The sequence below is a fragment of the Rhodococcus sp. FW305-130 genome, from assembly GCF_058788335.1.
The window spans coordinates 629,550-646,919 of sequence record NZ_JBYTAP010000002.1; the positions used below are offsets into that span (position 1 = coordinate 629,550).

Here is a 17,370-nt window from a genome sequence, read left to right on the forward strand (position 1 = left end):
GTGCTTCGCCCACCCCCCACCTCGAGCGAACGGTACTTCCGTCGCCTCAGATGCGCCGAAAGCCACTTTCGCTCAGGGGAGAGGCGGTGCAGAGCGAACAAATCGGACTCGCCGGCGGTGGTGAGAATGTATGAGTGGTCATACTTCTGTCGACTCCAGGGTCCTCCACAGTGTGGATCGCGTACCGTTTCCAGACATGGAATTGACTCGAGTAGCGGTGGGCAGTGGTTCGTGCACCGTTCGGATCGACGGGCCGGTCAGCAAGCATGCGGTACTCCTGCTCCCCGGCAAGGGCGACCCCGTCGACTTGTACGACGATGTGTGTGAGCGACTGCATCATTCGGACCTGCGGACCGTCGCGGTGGAATCGATCGAGAATCTCGACGAGACCTCGGCAGTGGTACTTCTGGACGAGTTGAACATCGCCTGGGTGAATCTGGTCGGTCACCGGGAGGGCGCCGATCTCGCGTGGCTGTTGGCTGCACGTCAGTTCGGCCGCTTCGCGAGTTTGATCGCCGTGGACCGTGGCCATCCTTCGGCGAGCGATATTGCCGGCGTACCGCCGGTCGAGGTTCCGACCACCGTCGTCGTGGGCAGTGGAGGTCGGGCCATCGCCGACGCCAGTGGTCGTTTCGTGTACTCCGACTTCCGCGTGACGGAACTTCCGGGTGTCGACGACGTCGTCAAGTCGGCACCGGCCGAACTCGCAACCGAGATCGTGCTGCGTACCAGCCCCTGGTGAAACTCTGACCTACGAAAAGGCGGGCACTCCCACTGCGCGGAGTGCCCGACTTTTCGGCGTCATAAGGGCTGCGGGGCTCAGATGTCGAGGCCGAGCAGTGCGTTCTCGACCACTTCGGCCAGGGCCGGGTGGATCCAGTACTGGCCACGCGCCATGTCCTGAGCTGACAAACCGAAGCTCATCGCCTGGATGAGGGGCTGGATGACGGTCGGAGCCTGAGTGCCCATGACGTGGGCACCGAGGATGCGTCCGGTGCCGCGCTCGGCGATCACCTTGCAGATACCCTCCTGATCCTCCATCGCCCAGCCGTACGCGACGTCGCCGTAAGCCTGCACCTTGACGGTGATGTCGAGTCCGGCGTCGCGAGCCTGCTTCTCCGTCATTCCGACGTCGGCGATCTGCGGGTCGGTGAACACGGCTGCCGGCACGAAGCGGTGATCGGTGCTGCGAAGCCCGGACGTGTCCTTCCAAGCGTCCTGAAGCAGGTTGTGCTGAACAACGCGCGCTTCATGGTTGGCGACGTGCTTGAGCTGGTACGGCGACGAGACGTCACCGAGTGCGAAGACGCCCTCGGCGGTGGTGCGTTGGTATTCGTCGACCACGATCGAGCCCTTGTCGTCGAGTTCGACGCCGGCCTTGTCGAGACCGAGTAGATCGCCGTTGGGCTGGCGGCCCACTGCTACGAGAAGGATGTCACCGGAAACGACTGTGCCGTTTGCCAGTTCGACGGCGATGTTGTCGCCGTCGCCGCGTACCGACGTGAGGGGGGAGCCCAGATGGACGTCCCACTTCTGTTCGGCCAACTCGGTGAAACGCTCGGAGATCTCGTCGTCGAGGTGCCGCAGCAGTCTCTGGCTGCGACCGATGATCGACACGCGAGAACCCAACGCGGAGAACACGTGTGCGAACTCGGTGGCAATGAATCCTGAGCCGACGATCACCAGGTGCTCGGGAAGTTCGGGCAGTCGCATGATGTCTTCGTTGGTGTAGTACTTCACACCGCTCGACGCGATCTCTTCCGGGATGATCGGACGCGAACCGGCAGCGATGACCACCTGGTCGGCGGTGATCGTCTCGCCGGTTCCGGTGTCGATCGTCTTGTCGCCGGTGAACGTGGCGTGGCCGCGGTAGACGGTGGTGTTGGGACTGTCTTCGCTGCGGTACCGCTCACCACCTGCGGAAATGGGATCGATGCGGCCGAATACGCGCTTGACGATGTCGGACCAACGGACGCCGTCGAGCGTGGCGTCGACGCCGTACTTCTCGGCAGTGGTGATGGTGCGTGCCACCTCGGCGGCGTAGACGAACATCTTGGTCGGGATACACCCGACATTGAGACACGTTCCGCCGAAGGTGCCCTCTTCGAGGATTGCGATCTTCTTGCCGTCGAACCGCTCGTCGGGCAGCGAGTTTCCGGATCCGCTGCCGATGATTGCAAGGTCGTAGTGCGTCACTGCGCGATCTCCTGTGTGTTGCTTGCTGTGCTTGCCGAACTTTCTGCGGCCGGAGTGAGGTGGCCGTCGAGCCACTCCAGCCACAGGTCGAGTTCGGAAAAGGCTGTGGCCAAGGGCTTCTCGGTCGAAAGAAACACGTCGTGACGGGCGCCGTCGATCGGGACGATGGTGGTGCGATCGCCGAGGCAACCCGCCCAGCGTGCGATCTGCTTGACGTCGAGAACGGAATCGGCGAGGTCGACGCTCGGGTTGTACGCCTTGGCGAACTGCGACTTCTTCGAGCGCAGAATCAGCGCAGGCACTCCGATGTCGAGGCCGCGGTGAAGTTTCGCGTGACCCGCTCGGACGGCCCGCATCCAGCCGAAGGTGACGGGGCAGCCGGCCAGAGGCTTCCAGTCGAGGTTGTAGTCCCACACTCCGTTTGCCGAAACATGAAGGCTGGAACCGTAAGTCGGTAGTCCGGTTCCCGGGATCACCGTCTTCGCCGATACCCGTCCGAGGGCGTCGATCGCGGTGGTTCCCACGTTACGAACCACCGAGGGGCCCTGAAGATCGAACCAGGGACTGTTGAGCACCAGCCCGCAGATTCCGGCGCCGTCGCTGCCACCGGGCTTGCGCTGCAAACGGTTCAGCCACAGCGGAACGATCAGACCTCCGGTCGAGTGCGCCATGAGCAGCACCTCGCTCCCGTCGGTCTCGCTGCGGACGATGCGCAGCGCCTCGTTCAGTTCGGCGTCGTAGAGCGCAAGGTCGGAGACGTAGTGCGCCGTGTGTCCCGGCTTGAGGGATCGCCCGCACTTGCGCAAGTCGAGTGCGAAGAATGCGTAGCCCTGCTCGGCAAAATGCTCGGCCAGGTGCTTCTGGAAGAAGTAGTCGGTGAATCCGTGCACGTACAAGACGGCACGACGTGTCTTCACCGCCTCCTTCCGCGGTTGGTAGCGGACCAGTGTTGCGTCCACCTCGCCTTCGCCGTCCGGATCCGTTCCGAGCGGGATCGTCAGCTGCTGATATCCGTCACCGAGGACGTCTGGAACCCAAGTAGTCACAAATCACAATCTAATCGTCGTTTCGGGTGCGCGTTGTAGAGCACAATTGGGGGTGGTGAACCGCGCGAGTACGCACGGGTAACCTATTCGGCGTAACACAGCAGGCGGATGCGCGCACGGCTAATGACAAGGAAGTCGATTCTCCAGTGTCGAATCAGAACGCGGTAGAGACGAAGACGGATGTAGTGCTCGTGGGCGCAGGCATCATGAGCGCCACGCTGGGTGCATTGCTGCGCCAGCTGCAGCCCGATTGGTCGATCTCGACCTTCGAGCGGCTCGATGCCGTTGCAGCCGAGAGCAGCGACCCCTGGAACAACGCGGGAACCGGTCACTCCGCCCTGTGTGAGCTCAATTACACCCCGGAGAACTCCGACGGCACGGTCGACATCAAGAAGGCCGTCAACGTCAACGAGCAGTTCCAGGTGTCCCGCCAGTTCTGGGCACATGCGGTCGAGCAGGGCGTCCTGACCCAGCCCAAGGAATTCATCAACCCCATCCCACACGTGAGCTTCGTTCACGGTGAGGCCAACGCCAAGTACCTGCGTGCTCGCTACGATGCACTTGCCGGCCACACGCTCTTCCGCGGCATGGAGTACATCGACGATCCGGCCGAGTTCAGCGAGCGTTTGCCGCTCATGGCCAAGGGACGCGACTTCTCCGATCCCATCGCCCTGAACTGGAGCCAGGACGGCACCGACGTCGATTTCGGAGCGCTCACCAAGCAGCTCATCGGCTACATCGGTAAGACCGGCGGCAAGATGTACTTCGGCCACGAGGTCACCAACCTGACCCAGAACTCGGACAAGTCCTGGACCGTCAAGGTCACCAACCGTCGCACCGGTGAAAAGCGCACCGTTCGCTCGCGCTTCGTGTTCGTCGGTGCCGGTGGCGGCGCCCTGCACCTGCTGCAGAAGTCCGGCATCAAGGAAGCCAAGGGCTTCGGTGGCTTCCCGGTCAGCGGTGCTTTCCTGCGATGCACCAACCCCGAACTCATCGACCAGCACAGCGCCAAGGTCTACGGCAAGGCTGCCGTCGGCGCCCCGCCCATGTCGGTGCCGCACCTCGACACCCGCGTCATGGGCAACAAGCCGGGACTGCTGTTCGGCCCGTACGCCGGATGGTCGCCGAAGTTCCTCAAGCAGGGTCGCGTCACGGACCTGCCCGGCTCGGTCAAGCCGAACAACATCCTCTCGATGCTCGGCGTCGGCGTCAGCGAGCTCGGCCTGGTCAAGTACCTGGTCAGCGAACTCGCCAAGAACGAAGCCGGTCGCATCTGGGATCTGCGTGAATTCGCGCCCAAGGCGCAGGCTCAGGACTGGGAGCTCATCACCGCGGGCCAGCGCGTCCAGGTGATCCGCCGTGCCAAGGGCAAGGGCGGCGTCCTCGAATTCGGTACCGCTGTGGTCGCCGCTGAGGACGGCTCCATCGCCGGCCTGCTCGGCGCTTCGCCCGGTGCGTCCACGGCCGTCCCGGCGATGCTGGACGTACTCGAGCGCTGCTTCCCGACCGAGTTCCAGGGTTGGAAGGGCAAGCTTCGCGAGATGGTTCCGTCCATCGGCGTCAAACTCACCGACAACGAAGGCCTGTTCAACCAGGTCTGGGATTGGTCCTCGAAGGTTCTCGAGCTCGATTCCGCTGGTGCTTCCGAATCGGCTCCGGTCGCGGATACCGTCGCGACTGTGTGATAGTCCAACCCATGACGGCAACAGCAGCTTTGAAGCGTTCATGGGCACTCGACCTCGACAACAAGACGTTCTACGAGTTGTTGAAGCTTCGAGTGGAGGTCTTTGTCGTCGAGCAGGCCTGCCCGTATCCCGAGTTGGACGGGCGGGACCTGCTGACGGAAACACGCCACTTCTGGCTCGAGCAGGACGGCCAGGTGGTGTGCACACTCCGTCTGCTCGAAGAGCACGACGACGGAAACAAGAGCTTCCGAATCGGACGCCTCTGCACGTCGCGTCAGGCTCGCGGCCAGGGCCACACGACCCGCCTCCTGCAGGCCGCACTGGCCGAGGTCGGCGAAGCGCCGTGTCGGATCAACGCCCAGACCTACCTGGTCGAGATGTACGCCAAGCACGGATTCAAGGCTGACGGCGAAGAGTTCATCGAAGACGGCATCCCGCACACCCCGATGCGCCGTGGCGGGGGAGAGCCTTTCGTGGCTGTCAGCTAGTTTGTCGGAGATTTGACCCTGGTCGGCTCGTGGAAAAGCGAGCCGACTAGGGTTTTTTCGATACCGAATGTTCGCGGGGAAGTCCTGTTCGATCCAGGCGCGGTCCCGCCACTGTGAAAGATCTCTCCTCTACCGACTGACCGGGAGATCTCAGCCAGGTTGCCGCGACATTCGAGTGCAGCCAAATTCTCGGCGAGGAAACCGAGAGGTGGAGGGATATCGACGTGCGAAGTGAAGAAGATCGACCAGTGGCGGGCTTCCCGTTCAGTGCTGTGGTCGGCCAGGATCAATTGCGGTTGGCGCTGATTCTGTGTGCTGTGCATCCGGGGATCGGTGGAGTCCTGGTCCGCGGTGAGAAGGGAACTGCCAAGTCGACTGTCGTGCGCGCGCTGACTGCGCTGCTGCCCGCGGTCGACGACCCCGGAACGACACGACCGGCCCGCTTGGTGGAACTGCCCGTCGGCGCCACCGAGGACCGAGTGATCGGGTCCATCGACCTCGAGAAGGTTCTCCGCGACGGTGAGCGCGCTTTCCAACCTGGACTGCTCGCCGCCGCTCACCAGGGAGTTCTGTACGTCGACGAGGTGAATCTGCTTCACGACCACCTGGTCGACGTGCTTCTCGACGCCGCGGCGATGGGTCGCGTTCACATCGAGCGTGACGGAATCTCCCATTCGCACCCGGCCAAATTCGTACTCGTCGGCACGATGAATCCCGAAGAGGGAGAACTGCGTCCACAGTTGTTGGACCGTTTCGGACTGGCGGTCGATGTCGCAGCTTCCCGCGACGTCGACGTACGCATGGAAGTGGTGCGTCGCCGGCTCGACTACGAGCGCGACCCCGAGGCGTTTGTCGCTCGGTACGAATCCGCCGATGAGGAGCTCGCGGCCGAAATCCTCACGGCGCGTGAGAAACTGGACTCGGTCGAGCTGAGCAACCGCGAGCTGCGTCGAATCGCCTCACTGTGTGCGTCGTTCGACGTCGACGGTATGCGCGCGGACCTGGTGCTGGCGCGCACCGCGACTGCCCACGCTGCCTGGCGAGGCGACAGTGAGGTCACTGCGGAGGACGTGCGAGTGGCTGCGGAACTGACGCTGCCGCACCGCCGCCGCCGCGATCCGTTCGACGAGCCCGGCTTGGATCAGCAGCAGTTGGACGATGCACTCGAGCAGGCCGATCAGGACGCCCAGTCGCAGGTAGAGGACGACGCGCGCGACGGAGAGCCCGAACCTCCCGAGAATCCCGAAGACCGTGGCCCTGACGAAGACCGTGGCCAGGAAGATGGTGGCCCCGAAGACGGCGGTCCTGAAGACGAGGGTCCGGACGACGACGGCCCGGAAGACCCTGACGGACCTGGTGGGGGAGTACGCGCTACCGATCGCCCCTCGGCGCCACCGGCCGGCGAATTCAAGGCCAAGCTCCTCGAGGTTCCTGGTGTCGGCGAAGGTGCACCGGGACGCCGCTCGCGGTCCATGTCGTCCCGTGGACGAGTCGTGCGGTCCACGCGGGAACGTGGCCACGGATTGCATCTGACGAGCACGGTCTTCGCCGCAGCCGAGTCTCAAGTTGCGCGCGGCCGCACTGCTGGACGGCTGCGGCTGGCACCTGCTGATCTCCGCGGCGCGATTCGTGAAGGGCGAGAAGGCAATCTGATCGTCTTCGTTGTCGACGCGTCGGGGTCGATGGCAGCACGCGACCGCCTCTCCGCGGTCACCGGTGCGGTTGTCTCGTTGCTCCGCGACGCCTATCAGCGCCGCGACAAGGTCGCGGTCATCACTGTCCGTGGTCGTGAAGCAGAGCTCGTACTGCCGCCGACCTCTTCGGTGGACATCGCCGTCCGTCGCCTGCAGTCGATGCGGACCGGCGGCAAATCCCCACTCGCAGAGGGATTCCTGCGTGCTCGCGAAGTGGTTCTGCGTGAACGGCTTCGTGACCCGCAGCGCCGCGCCCTCGTCGTCACGCTCACCGACGGCCGGGCTACCGGGGGCAAGGACGCGCTGCACCGCGCCCGCGTCGCCGCGCATCTTCTTGCCGACGCGTCCGTCGCTTCCATCGTCGTCGACTGCGAGACCGGCCTCGTGCGTCTGGGGCTGGCAGCCGAGTTGGCCCGAGAACTACGTGGCGGTTACGTCCGCCTTGCCGAATTGTCAGCGCAGCAGGTCGCGGGTGTCGTCCGCGCCGCAGCCTAGATCCCAGCTCAGGAGTTCACGATGCCCAAGGGTGTTCCCGAGACAGTTCCCGACGACGGTCTGACCACGCGTCAGCGTCGTAACGCGCCGGTACTTGCCGTGCACACCGGCCCGGGAAAGGGTAAGTCCACCGCAGCTTTCGGCATGGCGCTGCGTGCCTGGAATCAAGGGTTCGACATCGGCGTGTTCCAGTTCGTGAAGAGTGCCAAGTGGAAGGTCGGCGAGGAAGCCGCGTTCCGCGCGCTCGGAAACCTGCATGACGAAACCGGCGTCGGTGGGCCGGTGCAGTGGCACAAGATGGGCGAAGGTTGGTCATGGACACGCAAGGCCGGTAGCGAGGAAGATCATGCTGCTGCCGCTGCGGAGGGTTGGCAGGAGATCGCGAGAAGGCTTGCAGGCGAAGAGCATCGATTCTATGTCCTCGACGAGTTCACGTACCCGCTCAAGTGGGGTTGGGTGGACGTGGACGAGGTAGTGCAGACACTGCGCGATCGCCCAGGCAACCAGCACGTCGTCATCACGGGGCGTGATGCCCCGCAGGCGCTGATCGACGCCGCCGACCTCGTGACCGAAATGACGAAGATCAAGCACCCGATGGATGCCGGCCGAAAGGGTCAACGGGGCATCGAATGGTAAGTCCTTCCACTCCGGCCGTGGTGATCGCCGCTCCTGCCTCGGGTAGCGGAAAGACCACGGTGGCAACGGGATTGATCGGCGCGCTGCGACGGTCCGGAAGCAGCGTTGCACCCTTCAAAGTGGGGCCGGACTACATCGACCCGGGTTATCACGGACTCGCGGCAGGGCGGCCCGGACGCAACCTCGACACTGTCCTGGTCGGCCCGGATCGCATCGGACCGCTCTACCGGCATGGAACCGCCGGCTGCGACATCGCCGTGGTCGAAGGTGTCATGGGTCTGTTCGACGGAAAGATCGACGAGGCCAACTCGCAGCCGTCGGCGGAGGGGTCGACGGCGCAGGTAGCGTCGATCCTCGGTTCGCCGGTAATCCTCGTGATCGACGCCCGTGGGCACAGTCAGAGTCTGGCCGCCGTACTCCACGGCTTCGCGACCTACGACGCAGGTGTGCGCATCGGCGGCGTCATTCTCAATCGCGTCGGGAGCGCTCGTCACGAGCAGGTGTTGCGTCATGCGTGCGACAAGGTCGGCGTCGCAGTGCTCGGAGTTGTGCCACGGTTGACGGAACTAGAAGTTCCCTCCCGGCACCTCGGTCTGATTCCGGCGGCCGAGCACGGCGCCGCCGCTGTGGCCGCAGTGGACGCGATGTCCGACTTGATTGCCTCGCACGTCGAACTGGATGCTGTTCGTGCACTGGCCGCCTCGAACGTGGGTGCAGCTGCATGGGATCCGGTTGCCGAGGTCGGCGCACATGCCGAGTCTCGTCCCGTGGTTGCCATGGCGGGCGGCCCTGCCTTCACCTTCGGCTATGCCGAGCACCGTGAACTCCTGACTGCTGCCGGCGCGGACGTGCAGGTGTTCGACCCGTTGCGGGACGAGCTTCCCGCGGGAACTGCTGCTCTTGTCCTTCCTGGCGGGTTCCCGGAAGAGCATGCGGTGGACCTCGCGGCCAATACCGTTCTGCTGCAGCAGGTTCGTGACCTGGCGGACGGCGGCGCACCGATCCACGCCGAGTGTGCCGGTCTGCTCTACCTCGCTCGCAGCTTGGACGGTCACAGCATGGCCGGTGTTGTCGGGGTGGATGCCACATTCGGGAAACGCCTGACCCTCGGGTACCGCGAAGCAGTGGCGATCAGCGACTCCACCCTCTTCGACGCAGGCTCCCGCGTCACCGGTCACGAGTTCCACCGAACGTCTCTCGTCTCGGCAGACGCGGACGGTTGCGGAAGTGCGTGGGGGTGGCGGCCCTGGGACGGCGGTAGTGTCCGCGAAGGATTTGTTCGCGGCGGGGTCCACGCGTCGTATCTCCACACTCATCCGGTGGGGCAGCCCGAATCGATCGCGAAGTTCGTCGATGCCGCACGGGGATGACCTCTGCATAGGCGTTGGATTCACGTCGAGCGCCACCGCGAAGGACATCGTCGCTGCGGTGAACGCGGTGCTGCAGGAGCGAGCGAGGATCGTGGTCCTCGCCACTGCGACCGGCAAGGCGGCGTCTGCAGCTCTGCTCGCTGCCGCCGATGAACTGAACGTCCCGATTGTGGGTTTCGAACCGGACGTACTTGGGCGAGTTCAGGTTCCGTCACCGTCGACTCGCGTCGAGCACGCGATCGGGACGGCAAGCGTCGCGGAAGCGGCGGCGATCCTCGCCTCCGGGGGCGGCCCGCTCCTAGTGGCCAAGACTGCCAGGGATGGAGTGACCGTGGCGGCGGCCCGTAAAGTTCCCTCCAGCTTGAACAATTCTGACGACGAAACGGAGTGCGAGTGAGCGAGTCCACCGCAGACGAGACCAACTACTTGGTCGGCCTCAACCTGACCGATCGACGCGTGGTCGTGTTCGGTGGCGGCACTGTGGCTCAGCGCCGACTCGGACTGCTGGTCGCCTCTGGTGCCCGTGTTCACGTCATCAGTCGCGCGTTCACTCCAGCCGTCGAAGGTATGGCCACGGCCGGGCAGATCACGGTCGAAGAGCGCCCGTACGCCGACGGCGACCTCGAAGGTGCGTGGTATGCCATCGCCTCGACCGACGAGCCGGAAACCAATGCAGCGATCGTCGCCGAAGCGGAGCGTCGCCACATCTTCTGCGTGCGCGCCGACAACGCGAAGCACGGCACCGCGGTAACTCCCGCCAGCGCCGAGTACGACGGTATGAGTATCGGAATTCTTGCCGGCGGCGATCACCGTCGTTCGGCAGCAGTCCGCACCGCGGTCGTCGAAGGTCTTCAGTCGGGCGTGCTCGCCGATACGGCCGAGCCGGCCGCTGCGGGCGTTGCTCTCGTCGGTGGTGGCCCCGGTGACCCCGACCTGATCACCGTGCGCGGACGCCGTTTGCTCGCACGCGCTGACGTCGTCGTGGCCGACAGATTGGCTCCGCCGGAGTTGCTCGCCGAACTGGGTCCCGACGTCGAGGTGATCGACGCCGCGAAGATCCCGTACGGCCGTGCCATGGCTCAGGAGGCCATCAACGCCGCGCTGATCGACAACGCGAAGGCAGGCAAGTTCGTGGTCCGCCTCAAGGGCGGGGACCCGTACGTCTTCGGGCGGGGATACGAAGAACTCGAAGCGTGTGCCGCTGCCGGCGTTCCGGTGACCGTAGTGCCCGGAATCACGAGCGCGATCTCGGTCCCGTCGGCCGCAGGCATCCCGGTGACCCACCGCGGCGTCACCCACGAGTTCGTCGTCGTCAGTGGGCACGTGGCTCCGGATCATCCGGATTCGCTGGTCGACTGGTCGGCACTGGCCAAGTTGCGCGGCACGATCGTGCTGCTCATGGCGGTCGAGCGCATCGATCAGTTCGCGAAGGCACTCGTCGACGGTGGGCGCCCGGCAACCACGCCGGTCACCGTCATCCAAGAGGGCACGCTGCGCACTCAGCGTGAACTTCGGGCCGATCTGGCGACCGTTGCTCAGCGCGTCAAAGACGAGGAGATCAAGCCTCCGGCGATCATCGTGATCGGGCCGGTCGCGGGCTTTTCCGTCGACGCTGGGTAACGTGAAGTCTTGTGTCTGATTCCCCAACATCTGAAACCGCTTCGGCGAATGCCCCGGTAGCCACTCGAGTCATCGGGCTCGCCATCATCGTCCTGAGTGGTTTGCAGATGATGGTGGTGCTCGACGGCACTGTCGCGAACCTCGCGCTGGCGCCGTTGCAGTCTGATCTCGGATTGAGCGACAGTGGCCGTAACTGGGTCTTGACCTCCTACGCGCTGGCGTATGGAGGTCTCATGCTCCTCGGTGGTCGCCTCGGTGACGCGTACGGGCGCAAGAAGATGTTCATCGCGGGAGTCTCGCTGTTCACGGTGGCGTCGTTGCTCTGTGGTCTCGCCCTGAACGAGGGCATGTTGATCGCGGCGCGGGCGCTTCAAGGTGTCGGCGCAGCCGTGGCGTCGCCCACCGCCTTCGCCCTTGTTGCCACGACTTTCGCCGCGGGTCCGGCTCGTAATCAGGCCATCGCGATTTTTGCCGCCATGACGGGCGTCGGATCGATCGCCGGTCTGATCATCGGCGGCGCATTGACCGAGGTGTCGTGGCGTCTGATCTTCCTCATCAACGTCCCGATCGGCATCGCGCTCGTCGGCATGGCGTTCCGCGCCCTTCGAGAGACGAATCAGACGCGTCTGGCTTTGGATGTCCCCGGCGCGATCCTCGCGACCCTCGGTTGTACCGGTGTTGTTTTTGCTCTCACCGAAGGCCCGGAAATGGGATGGGGGAGTATCGCCGTCATCGGTGCATTGGCGGCCGGATTGGTCGCCCTCGCCGCCTTCCTCTTCGTCGAGCGAACTGCGGACAACCCGCTCTTGCCCTTCTCGTTGTTCGCCGATCGCAACCGTGTCGCGACGTTCCTCGCCATCTTCTTCGTCGGTGGCGCGATGTTCAGCATGACGGCCTTCGTCGCACTGTTCGTGCAGGACATCATGCAGTATTCGCCGTTGCGTGCCGGTATCGCGTTCATTCCGTTCGCGTTCGGATTGGGCGCCGCCGCGTCGGTTGCTTCCAAGCTCGCCGTGAAGGTTCAACCCCGTTGGCTGGTCCTCACCGGCGTCGTGATCATGATCGTCGGACTCCTCTACGGATCTACTCTCGATTCCGATTCCACCTACCTCGCCAACTTGTTCGTGCCCGTGATCGGGATCGGATTCGGTATCGGCCTCGCGATGGTGCCCTTGCCACTGTGCGCGATCGCCGGTGTGCCGGAGACCGAGATCGGCCCGCTGACGGCCATCGCTCAGGTTGCCCAGACGCTCGGTGGACCTCTGGCGCTGTCGGTGATCGGTGCGATGGCGACGTCGAAGACGCTCTCGCTCGGCGGTACTTCGGGTAAGGCAGCGGACATGAATCCGGCGCAATTGATCGCACTCGGAGAGGGATACACCTTCGCGCTCGTGGGCTGCGCGGTCTGCGCGGTGTTCGCCGGTATCGCGGCGCTGTGCATCAGGTTCACACCTTCGCAGGTAGCCCAGGCACAGGCTGCGGAGAAGGCAGCTCAGGGAATCGCCTGATCAGTCCTGTTTTTCCGCTTCGCTAGCCGATACGATCGTTGCAGGACGTGCCGAGAGTCTCGACGAATCGGGGTGCCGTGATGCGGATCGCGGACATATTGCGAAACAAGGGCAACAGCATCGTCACGATCGACGCCCACACGACGGTCAACGGGTTGCTGTGCGATCTTGCCCGCCACAACATCGGAGCCATGGTGGTGGTCGACGACGACGCGGTGGTCGGCATCATCTCCGAACGCGATGTCGTTCGACGCCTGCACGAGCGTGGCCCGGACCTTCTCGGGATCCAGGTGTCTGAGGTCATGACCGCTCTGATGTACACGTGCGTTCCGGCAGACGCAGTGGACAGCATTGCCGCGATCATGACCGAGCGTCGAATCCGGCATCTGCCGGTGATCGAGGACGGCAACCTCCTCGGCATCGTCAGTATCGGTGACGTGGTGAAGAGCCGCATCGACGAGCTCAAGAGCGAACGCGATCAGCTCGAGTCGTACATCGATCAGGGCTGATCGATAGGTTGTCGCACGGTGACTACTCTCGTGTGATGGCCGCATTCCAGGAATCCACAGCAGACACGGTCACCATCGTGGCCGGCCTCGAGAGCACCTTCGCCGACGAACTCGGCGCTCTGACGGTGCCGTGGCAAGGTGCTGCCGCGCCCGACCCGCAGTTGCTCGTGCTGAACGAGCAGTTGGCTGCGTCGTTGAGATTGGACGTAGCAGCGCTGCGAAGTGTGGACGGGATCGGCGTCCTGTCCGGGTCGACGGTGCCGGTCGGGGCCACACCGGTGGCGATGGCATATGCGGGTCATCAGTTCGGTGGGTACGCACCAATTCTCGGGGACGGTCGGGCTTTGTTACTCGGCGAACTCGTCAGCAGTGACGGGCAGCGAGTGGACTTGCATCTGAAGGGCTCCGGGCGCACGCCGTTCTCTCGGGGCGGCGACGGGTATGCGGTCGTAGGGCCGATGCTGCGCGAATATCTCGTCAGTGAGGCGATGAATGCCCTCGGTGTCCCCACTACGCGCGCGCTGTCGGTGGTAGCGACGGGCCGAGACGTTCGCCGCAACGGCGCAGAACCCGGTGCCGTGCTTGCACGGATCGCGTCGAGTCACCTACGCGTTGGGACCTTCGAGTTCGCGGCCCGGCAGGGCGAGGTATTGCAGCCGCTCACCGATTACGCGATTGCCCGGCACTACCCGGAGCTGACCGAACTTCCGGCAACGGGTACACGCAATCGCTACCTGAAGTTCCTCGAGGCGGTGGTCGAGGCGCAGGCATCACTGGTGGCGAGGTGGATGCTCATCGGTTTCGTGCACGGGGTCATGAACACCGACAACACGACAATTTCGGGGGAGACCATCGATTACGGTCCGTGCGCCTTCCTCGACGCGTTCGATCCGGCGGCAGTGTTCAGCTCGATCGACCACGGGGGGCGCTATGCATTCGGCAATCAGCCCGCTGTACTGAAGTGGAACCTGGCGCGCTTGGCAGAAACACTGTTGCCACTGATCGATTCCACACCCGACGAAGCAATTTCCGCGGCGTCAGCAGTTCTCGAGACCTTCGACGAGCGTTACGAGGGTCACTACGCGGCCGGTCTCGCGGCAAAGCTCGGTCTGGCCCATCCGACTGTCGATCCAGCGCTTGTCGACGATCTGCTGACGTTGTTGGCGGAACACGGTGCTGATTGGACGGGCAGTTTCCGCGCTCTCGCCGACGAATTGCGCGGAAATTCGGTGCCTCTCGACAACCTCGTGCCACGGGAGCACATCGCGCCCTGGTTGCAGCGGTGGCAGGGAGCCCTGACCGAAAACGGACACGGGGCCGCGGAGACCGCGAGCGCGATGGATCGCGTCAACCCGCTGTACATTCCGCGTAATCATCGGCTCGATGCGGCCTTGCGCGCCGCGACCGACGGTGACCTCGCTCCCTTCGAGAAGCTGTTGGAAGTGGTCACGCACCCGTTCGACCGACGCGACGAGTGGGCTGACTACACCGAGGCGGCTCCGCAGTCTTTCAGCGAGACGTTCCAAACCTTCTGTGGCACTTGACAGACGACGCCATCAATCCGTCAGGATGATCAATTCGCGCTCCGACGCGATTTCGACGCGCAAGCCCGCCTTCGACGCCACCCGCGCAACACCCTTGATGTCGGTCGGTTCGGCACGCGAGACCACCAGCGCACGGGCGAGCAGACCTTTGTGGTGCTTGTTGAAGTGACTGACGACAGTGCGGGTGCCGTCCGGCTTCTCGGTGAGGACCGTTGCGATCAGTGCGTCCGGAACCGGTCCGAGGTCTTGGTAGGTGCCGGACCGTAGATCGATGACAAGGCCGTCGGCTTCGGCCGCCAAGGCCTTCGGCAACTCCGGCTTCCACAGTGAGCGGAGCGTGCCCATCCCGGGCAGCTTGGACCCGCCGGAAAGGCGGTAGGCGGGGATCAGATCTCCCGCACGGACTGCACCGAACAGAGCGGAGCCGATCGCGATCCGATCGAGAGCCTTGGCCTTCTGGGCACGGGTGAACGACTTGGCGTCGAGGGCGTCGAAGAGCACCCCGGTGTAGCGCTGCAGTGCGGGCCGCGTCGCGGACACCCACAGCTTGGCGTTGCGTTCCACTTCGTCTGCTTGCGTCGGCCCGAGCCCGAGCGCTTCGCACGACGCCTCGACGTCAGCGGCCAGATCGACCAGCGTCTGAACCAGCAATTCGCGCGTTTCGGTCAACTGTGGCATCGACAGTTCGGCCAGATCGAGGGGCGCATCCTTGCCGCCGTCGGACTTGGTTTCTGAGGGAGGCAGCAGTACAAGCACGCTGTAACCGTACCGAGGCCCGCTCGGCCGACTGCGGCGACTATCCTTACACCTCGTGATTACCCGTCTGTCCCACCTGTTCCTGCGTACCCTGCGTGACGATCCCTCGGACGCCGAAGTTGCCAGCCACAAATTGCTGGTTCGTGCCGGCTACGTGCGTCGTATCGCTCCAGGCGTCTACTCGTGGTTGCCGCTGGGATTGCGGGTGCTGCGCGAGGTTGAGCGTGTTGTCCGCGAAGAAATGAATGCCATTGGTGGGCAGGAAATTCTGCTGCCTGCTCTGCTCCCGCGCGATCCCTACGAGGCGTCGAACCGCTGGACCGAGTACGGCCCCAACCTGTTCCGCCTCAAGGACCGCAAGGGCAACGACTACATGCTCGGCCCGACCCACGAGGAGCTCTTTGCTCTGACGGTCAAGGGTGAGTACAACTCGTACAAGGACTTCCCGGTCACCCTGTACCAGGTGCAGACCAAGTACCGCGACGAAGAGCGTCCGCGTGCGGGCATTCTGCGTGGTCGCGAGTTCCTCATGAAGGATTCGTACTCCTTCGACCTCAGCGACGAAGGCCTGACGGAGTCGTACCAGGCGCACCGCGGTGCCTACGAGAAGATCTTCACGCGTCTGGGCGTCAAGTACGTCATCGTCTCCGCGACCTCCGGTGCGATGGGCGGCAGCGCGTCCGAGGAGTTCCTTGCCGAGAGCGAGATCGGCGAAGACACGTACGTGCGCTGCCTCGAATCCGGCTACGCCGCCAACGTCGAGGCCGTCAAGACTGTTGTTCCCGACTCGATTCCGTTCGACGGGCTGCCCGAAGCGAAGGTGTACGACACCGCGAACACACCCACCATCGACACCCTCGTGGACTGGGCGAACGGTGCCGACCTCGGCCGCACCATCACCGCTGCCGACACTCTCAAGAACATCATGGTCAAGACCCGCCTGCCCGGCGGCGAGTGGGAACTGCTCGGTATCGGCATCCCCGGCGACCGTGAGGTCGACGAAAAGCGCCTCGAAGCTTCACTGGAGCCGGCCGAGTTCGTGATGATCACCGAGACCGACTTCAAGAACAACCCGTTCCTGGCCAAGGGTTACATCGGCCCGAAGGCTCTGCAGGCCAACGGTGTTCGCTACCTTGTCGACCCGCGCGTCGTCGACGGCACCAGCTGGATCACCGGCGCCGACGAAGACGGCAAGCACGTGGTCGGCCTCGTTGCCGGTCGCGACTTCACCCCTGACGGAACCATCGAAGCCGCCGAGGTTCGTGACGGCGACGCCTCGCCCGACGGAGCCGGCACGCTGGTCTCGGCTCGCGGTATCGAGATCGGGCACGTCTTCCAGCTCGGCCGCAAGTACACCGACGTCTTCACCGTCGACGTCCTCGCCGAGAACGGCAAGCCCGTCCGCCCGACCATGGGTTCGTACGGCGTCGGCGTCTCGCGTCTGGTGGCCGTCATTGCCGAGCAGCACCATGACGAGAAGGGTCTGCGCTGGCCTGCCGAGGTTTCACCGGCCGACGTCTACCTCGTCATCGCGAACAAGGACGAGACCGCGCGCGAAGGCGCCGAAGGCCTCGCCGCGCAACTCGACCGTGCCGGACTCGAAGTGATTCTCGACGACCGTAAGGCGTCGCCTGGCGTGAAGTTCAAGGACTCCGAGCTGATCGGTGTTCCGCTGATCGTTGTCGTCGGCCGTGGTTGGGCCGACGGCAAGGTCGAGATTCGCGACCGCTTCACCGGCGAGAGCCGTGAGATCGACGCCGACTCGGCGATCGAGGAGATCATCAGCGCAGTTCGCGGCTGATTCGAATAGTCGTCAGGGCCGC

15 protein-coding genes are annotated in these 17,370 nt (G+C 64.3%); 12 read left to right on the forward strand and 3 right to left on the reverse strand.

Going from position 1 to position 17,370, the window contains the following annotated elements:
* Positions 1-196: 196 nt before the first annotated feature.
* The gene (locus AC3WQS_RS09115) at positions 197-742 is read left to right on the forward strand and encodes an alpha/beta fold hydrolase (RefSeq protein ID WP_003942671.1); all 546 of its coding nucleotides are present in this window, start codon (positions 197-199) and stop codon (positions 740-742) included.
* Between the two features lie 77 nt (positions 743-819).
* On the opposite strand, the gene mtr is transcribed toward AC3WQS_RS09115, so the two are convergent.
* Together mtr and AC3WQS_RS09125 are read right to left on the reverse strand one after the other, a co-directional pair.
* The gene (gene mtr / locus AC3WQS_RS09120; RefSeq protein WP_492712488.1) at positions 820-2,196 is read right to left on the reverse strand and encodes a mycothione reductase; all 1,377 of its coding nucleotides are present in this window, start codon (positions 2,194-2,196) and stop codon (positions 820-822) included.
* Positions 2,193-3,242, reverse strand: a complete 1,050-nt coding sequence (locus AC3WQS_RS09125) for an alpha/beta hydrolase (RefSeq protein WP_020907416.1) — start codon at positions 3,240-3,242, stop codon at positions 2,193-2,195. The genes mtr and AC3WQS_RS09125 overlap by 4 nt, the downstream gene beginning before the upstream one ends.
* 146 nt (positions 3,243-3,388) lie before the next feature.
* Between AC3WQS_RS09125 and mqo the strand changes: the two genes are divergently transcribed.
* The 10 genes from mqo to AC3WQS_RS09175 all read left to right on the forward strand — a co-directional run bounded on the left by mqo (position 3,389) and on the right by AC3WQS_RS09175 (position 14,791).
* Positions 3,389-4,927 carry a malate dehydrogenase (quinone) gene (mqo, locus tag AC3WQS_RS09130; protein ID WP_492712487.1) on the forward strand — a complete coding sequence of 513 codons (1,539 nt, stop codon included), beginning with the start codon at positions 3,389-3,391 and terminating at the stop codon, positions 4,925-4,927.
* A gap of 11 nt (positions 4,928-4,938) precedes the next feature.
* Positions 4,939-5,415, forward strand: a complete 477-nt coding sequence (locus AC3WQS_RS09135) for a GNAT family N-acetyltransferase (protein WP_003942808.1) — start codon at positions 4,939-4,941, stop codon at positions 5,413-5,415.
* A 224-nt stretch (positions 5,416-5,639) separates the two neighbouring features.
* Complete coding sequence (locus AC3WQS_RS09140; protein WP_492712486.1) at positions 5,640-7,604, forward strand: magnesium chelatase subunit D family protein; 1,965 nt, start codon at positions 5,640-5,642, stop codon at positions 7,602-7,604.
* Positions 7,605-7,625: 21 nt separating this feature from the next.
* A complete protein-coding gene (gene cobO, locus AC3WQS_RS09145; protein ID WP_019748043.1) occupies positions 7,626-8,240 on the forward strand; it encodes a cob(I)yrinic acid a,c-diamide adenosyltransferase in 615 nt (204 codons plus the stop codon).
* Positions 8,234-9,610 (forward strand): cobyrinic acid a,c-diamide synthase CobB, encoded by a 1,377-nt coding sequence (locus tag AC3WQS_RS09150; protein ID WP_020969387.1) that lies wholly within the window; start codon positions 8,234-8,236, stop codon positions 9,608-9,610. Before cobO ends, AC3WQS_RS09150 begins: the two co-directional genes overlap by 7 nt.
* On the forward strand, positions 9,594-10,007 hold the full coding sequence (locus AC3WQS_RS09155) for a cobalamin biosynthesis protein (RefSeq protein ID WP_020969388.1): 414 nt from the start codon (positions 9,594-9,596) through the stop codon (positions 10,005-10,007). The genes AC3WQS_RS09150 and AC3WQS_RS09155 overlap by 17 nt, the downstream gene beginning before the upstream one ends.
* Positions 10,004-11,230, forward strand: a complete 1,227-nt coding sequence (gene cobA / locus AC3WQS_RS09160; protein ID WP_007735001.1) for a uroporphyrinogen-III C-methyltransferase — start codon at positions 10,004-10,006, stop codon at positions 11,228-11,230. Before AC3WQS_RS09155 ends, cobA begins: the two co-directional genes overlap by 4 nt.
* Positions 11,231-11,241: 11 nt before the next feature.
* Positions 11,242-12,738: an MFS transporter gene (locus AC3WQS_RS09165; RefSeq protein ID WP_020969389.1), complete on the forward strand. Its 1,497-nt coding sequence runs from the start codon at positions 11,242-11,244 to the stop codon at positions 12,736-12,738.
* An 80-nt stretch (positions 12,739-12,818) separates the two neighbouring features.
* Positions 12,819-13,247 (forward strand): CBS domain-containing protein, encoded by a 429-nt coding sequence (locus AC3WQS_RS09170; protein WP_007735005.1) that lies wholly within the window; start codon positions 12,819-12,821, stop codon positions 13,245-13,247.
* 35 nt (positions 13,248-13,282) lie between these two features.
* Positions 13,283-14,791: a protein adenylyltransferase SelO gene (locus AC3WQS_RS09175; RefSeq protein WP_044479597.1), complete on the forward strand. Its 1,509-nt coding sequence runs from the start codon at positions 13,283-13,285 to the stop codon at positions 14,789-14,791.
* A gap of 12 nt (positions 14,792-14,803) precedes the next feature.
* Here AC3WQS_RS09175 and yaaA read toward each other — a convergent pair whose 3' ends face one another.
* Complete coding sequence (gene yaaA, locus AC3WQS_RS09180; protein ID WP_007735009.1) at positions 14,804-15,547, reverse strand: peroxide stress protein YaaA; 744 nt, start codon at positions 15,545-15,547, stop codon at positions 14,804-14,806.
* A gap of 55 nt (positions 15,548-15,602) precedes the next feature.
* Between yaaA and AC3WQS_RS09185 the strand changes: the two genes are divergently transcribed.
* Positions 15,603-17,348, forward strand: a complete 1,746-nt coding sequence (locus AC3WQS_RS09185) for a proline--tRNA ligase (protein WP_020969391.1) — start codon at positions 15,603-15,605, stop codon at positions 17,346-17,348.
* The last annotated feature ends 22 nt before the right edge of the window (positions 17,349-17,370 follow it).

Coding starts and splice junctions, on each gene's coding strand:
- AC3WQS_RS09115 (WP_003942671.1), top strand. CDS start 197: ATGGAATTGACTCGAGTAGCGGTGGGCAGTGGTTCGTGCACCGTTCGG.
- AC3WQS_RS09135 (WP_003942808.1), top strand. CDS start 4,939: ATGACGGCAACAGCAGCTTTGAAGCGTTCATGGGCACTCGACCTCGAC.
- cobO (WP_019748043.1), top strand. CDS start 7,626: ATGCCCAAGGGTGTTCCCGAGACAGTTCCCGACGACGGTCTGACCACG.
- AC3WQS_RS09150 (WP_020969387.1), top strand. CDS start 8,234: ATGGTAAGTCCTTCCACTCCGGCCGTGGTGATCGCCGCTCCTGCCTCG.
- AC3WQS_RS09155 (WP_020969388.1), top strand. CDS start 9,594: ATGCCGCACGGGGATGACCTCTGCATAGGCGTTGGATTCACGTCGAGC.
- AC3WQS_RS09170 (WP_007735005.1), top strand. CDS start 12,819: ATGCGGATCGCGGACATATTGCGAAACAAGGGCAACAGCATCGTCACG.
- AC3WQS_RS09175 (WP_044479597.1), top strand. CDS start 13,283: ATGGCCGCATTCCAGGAATCCACAGCAGACACGGTCACCATCGTGGCC.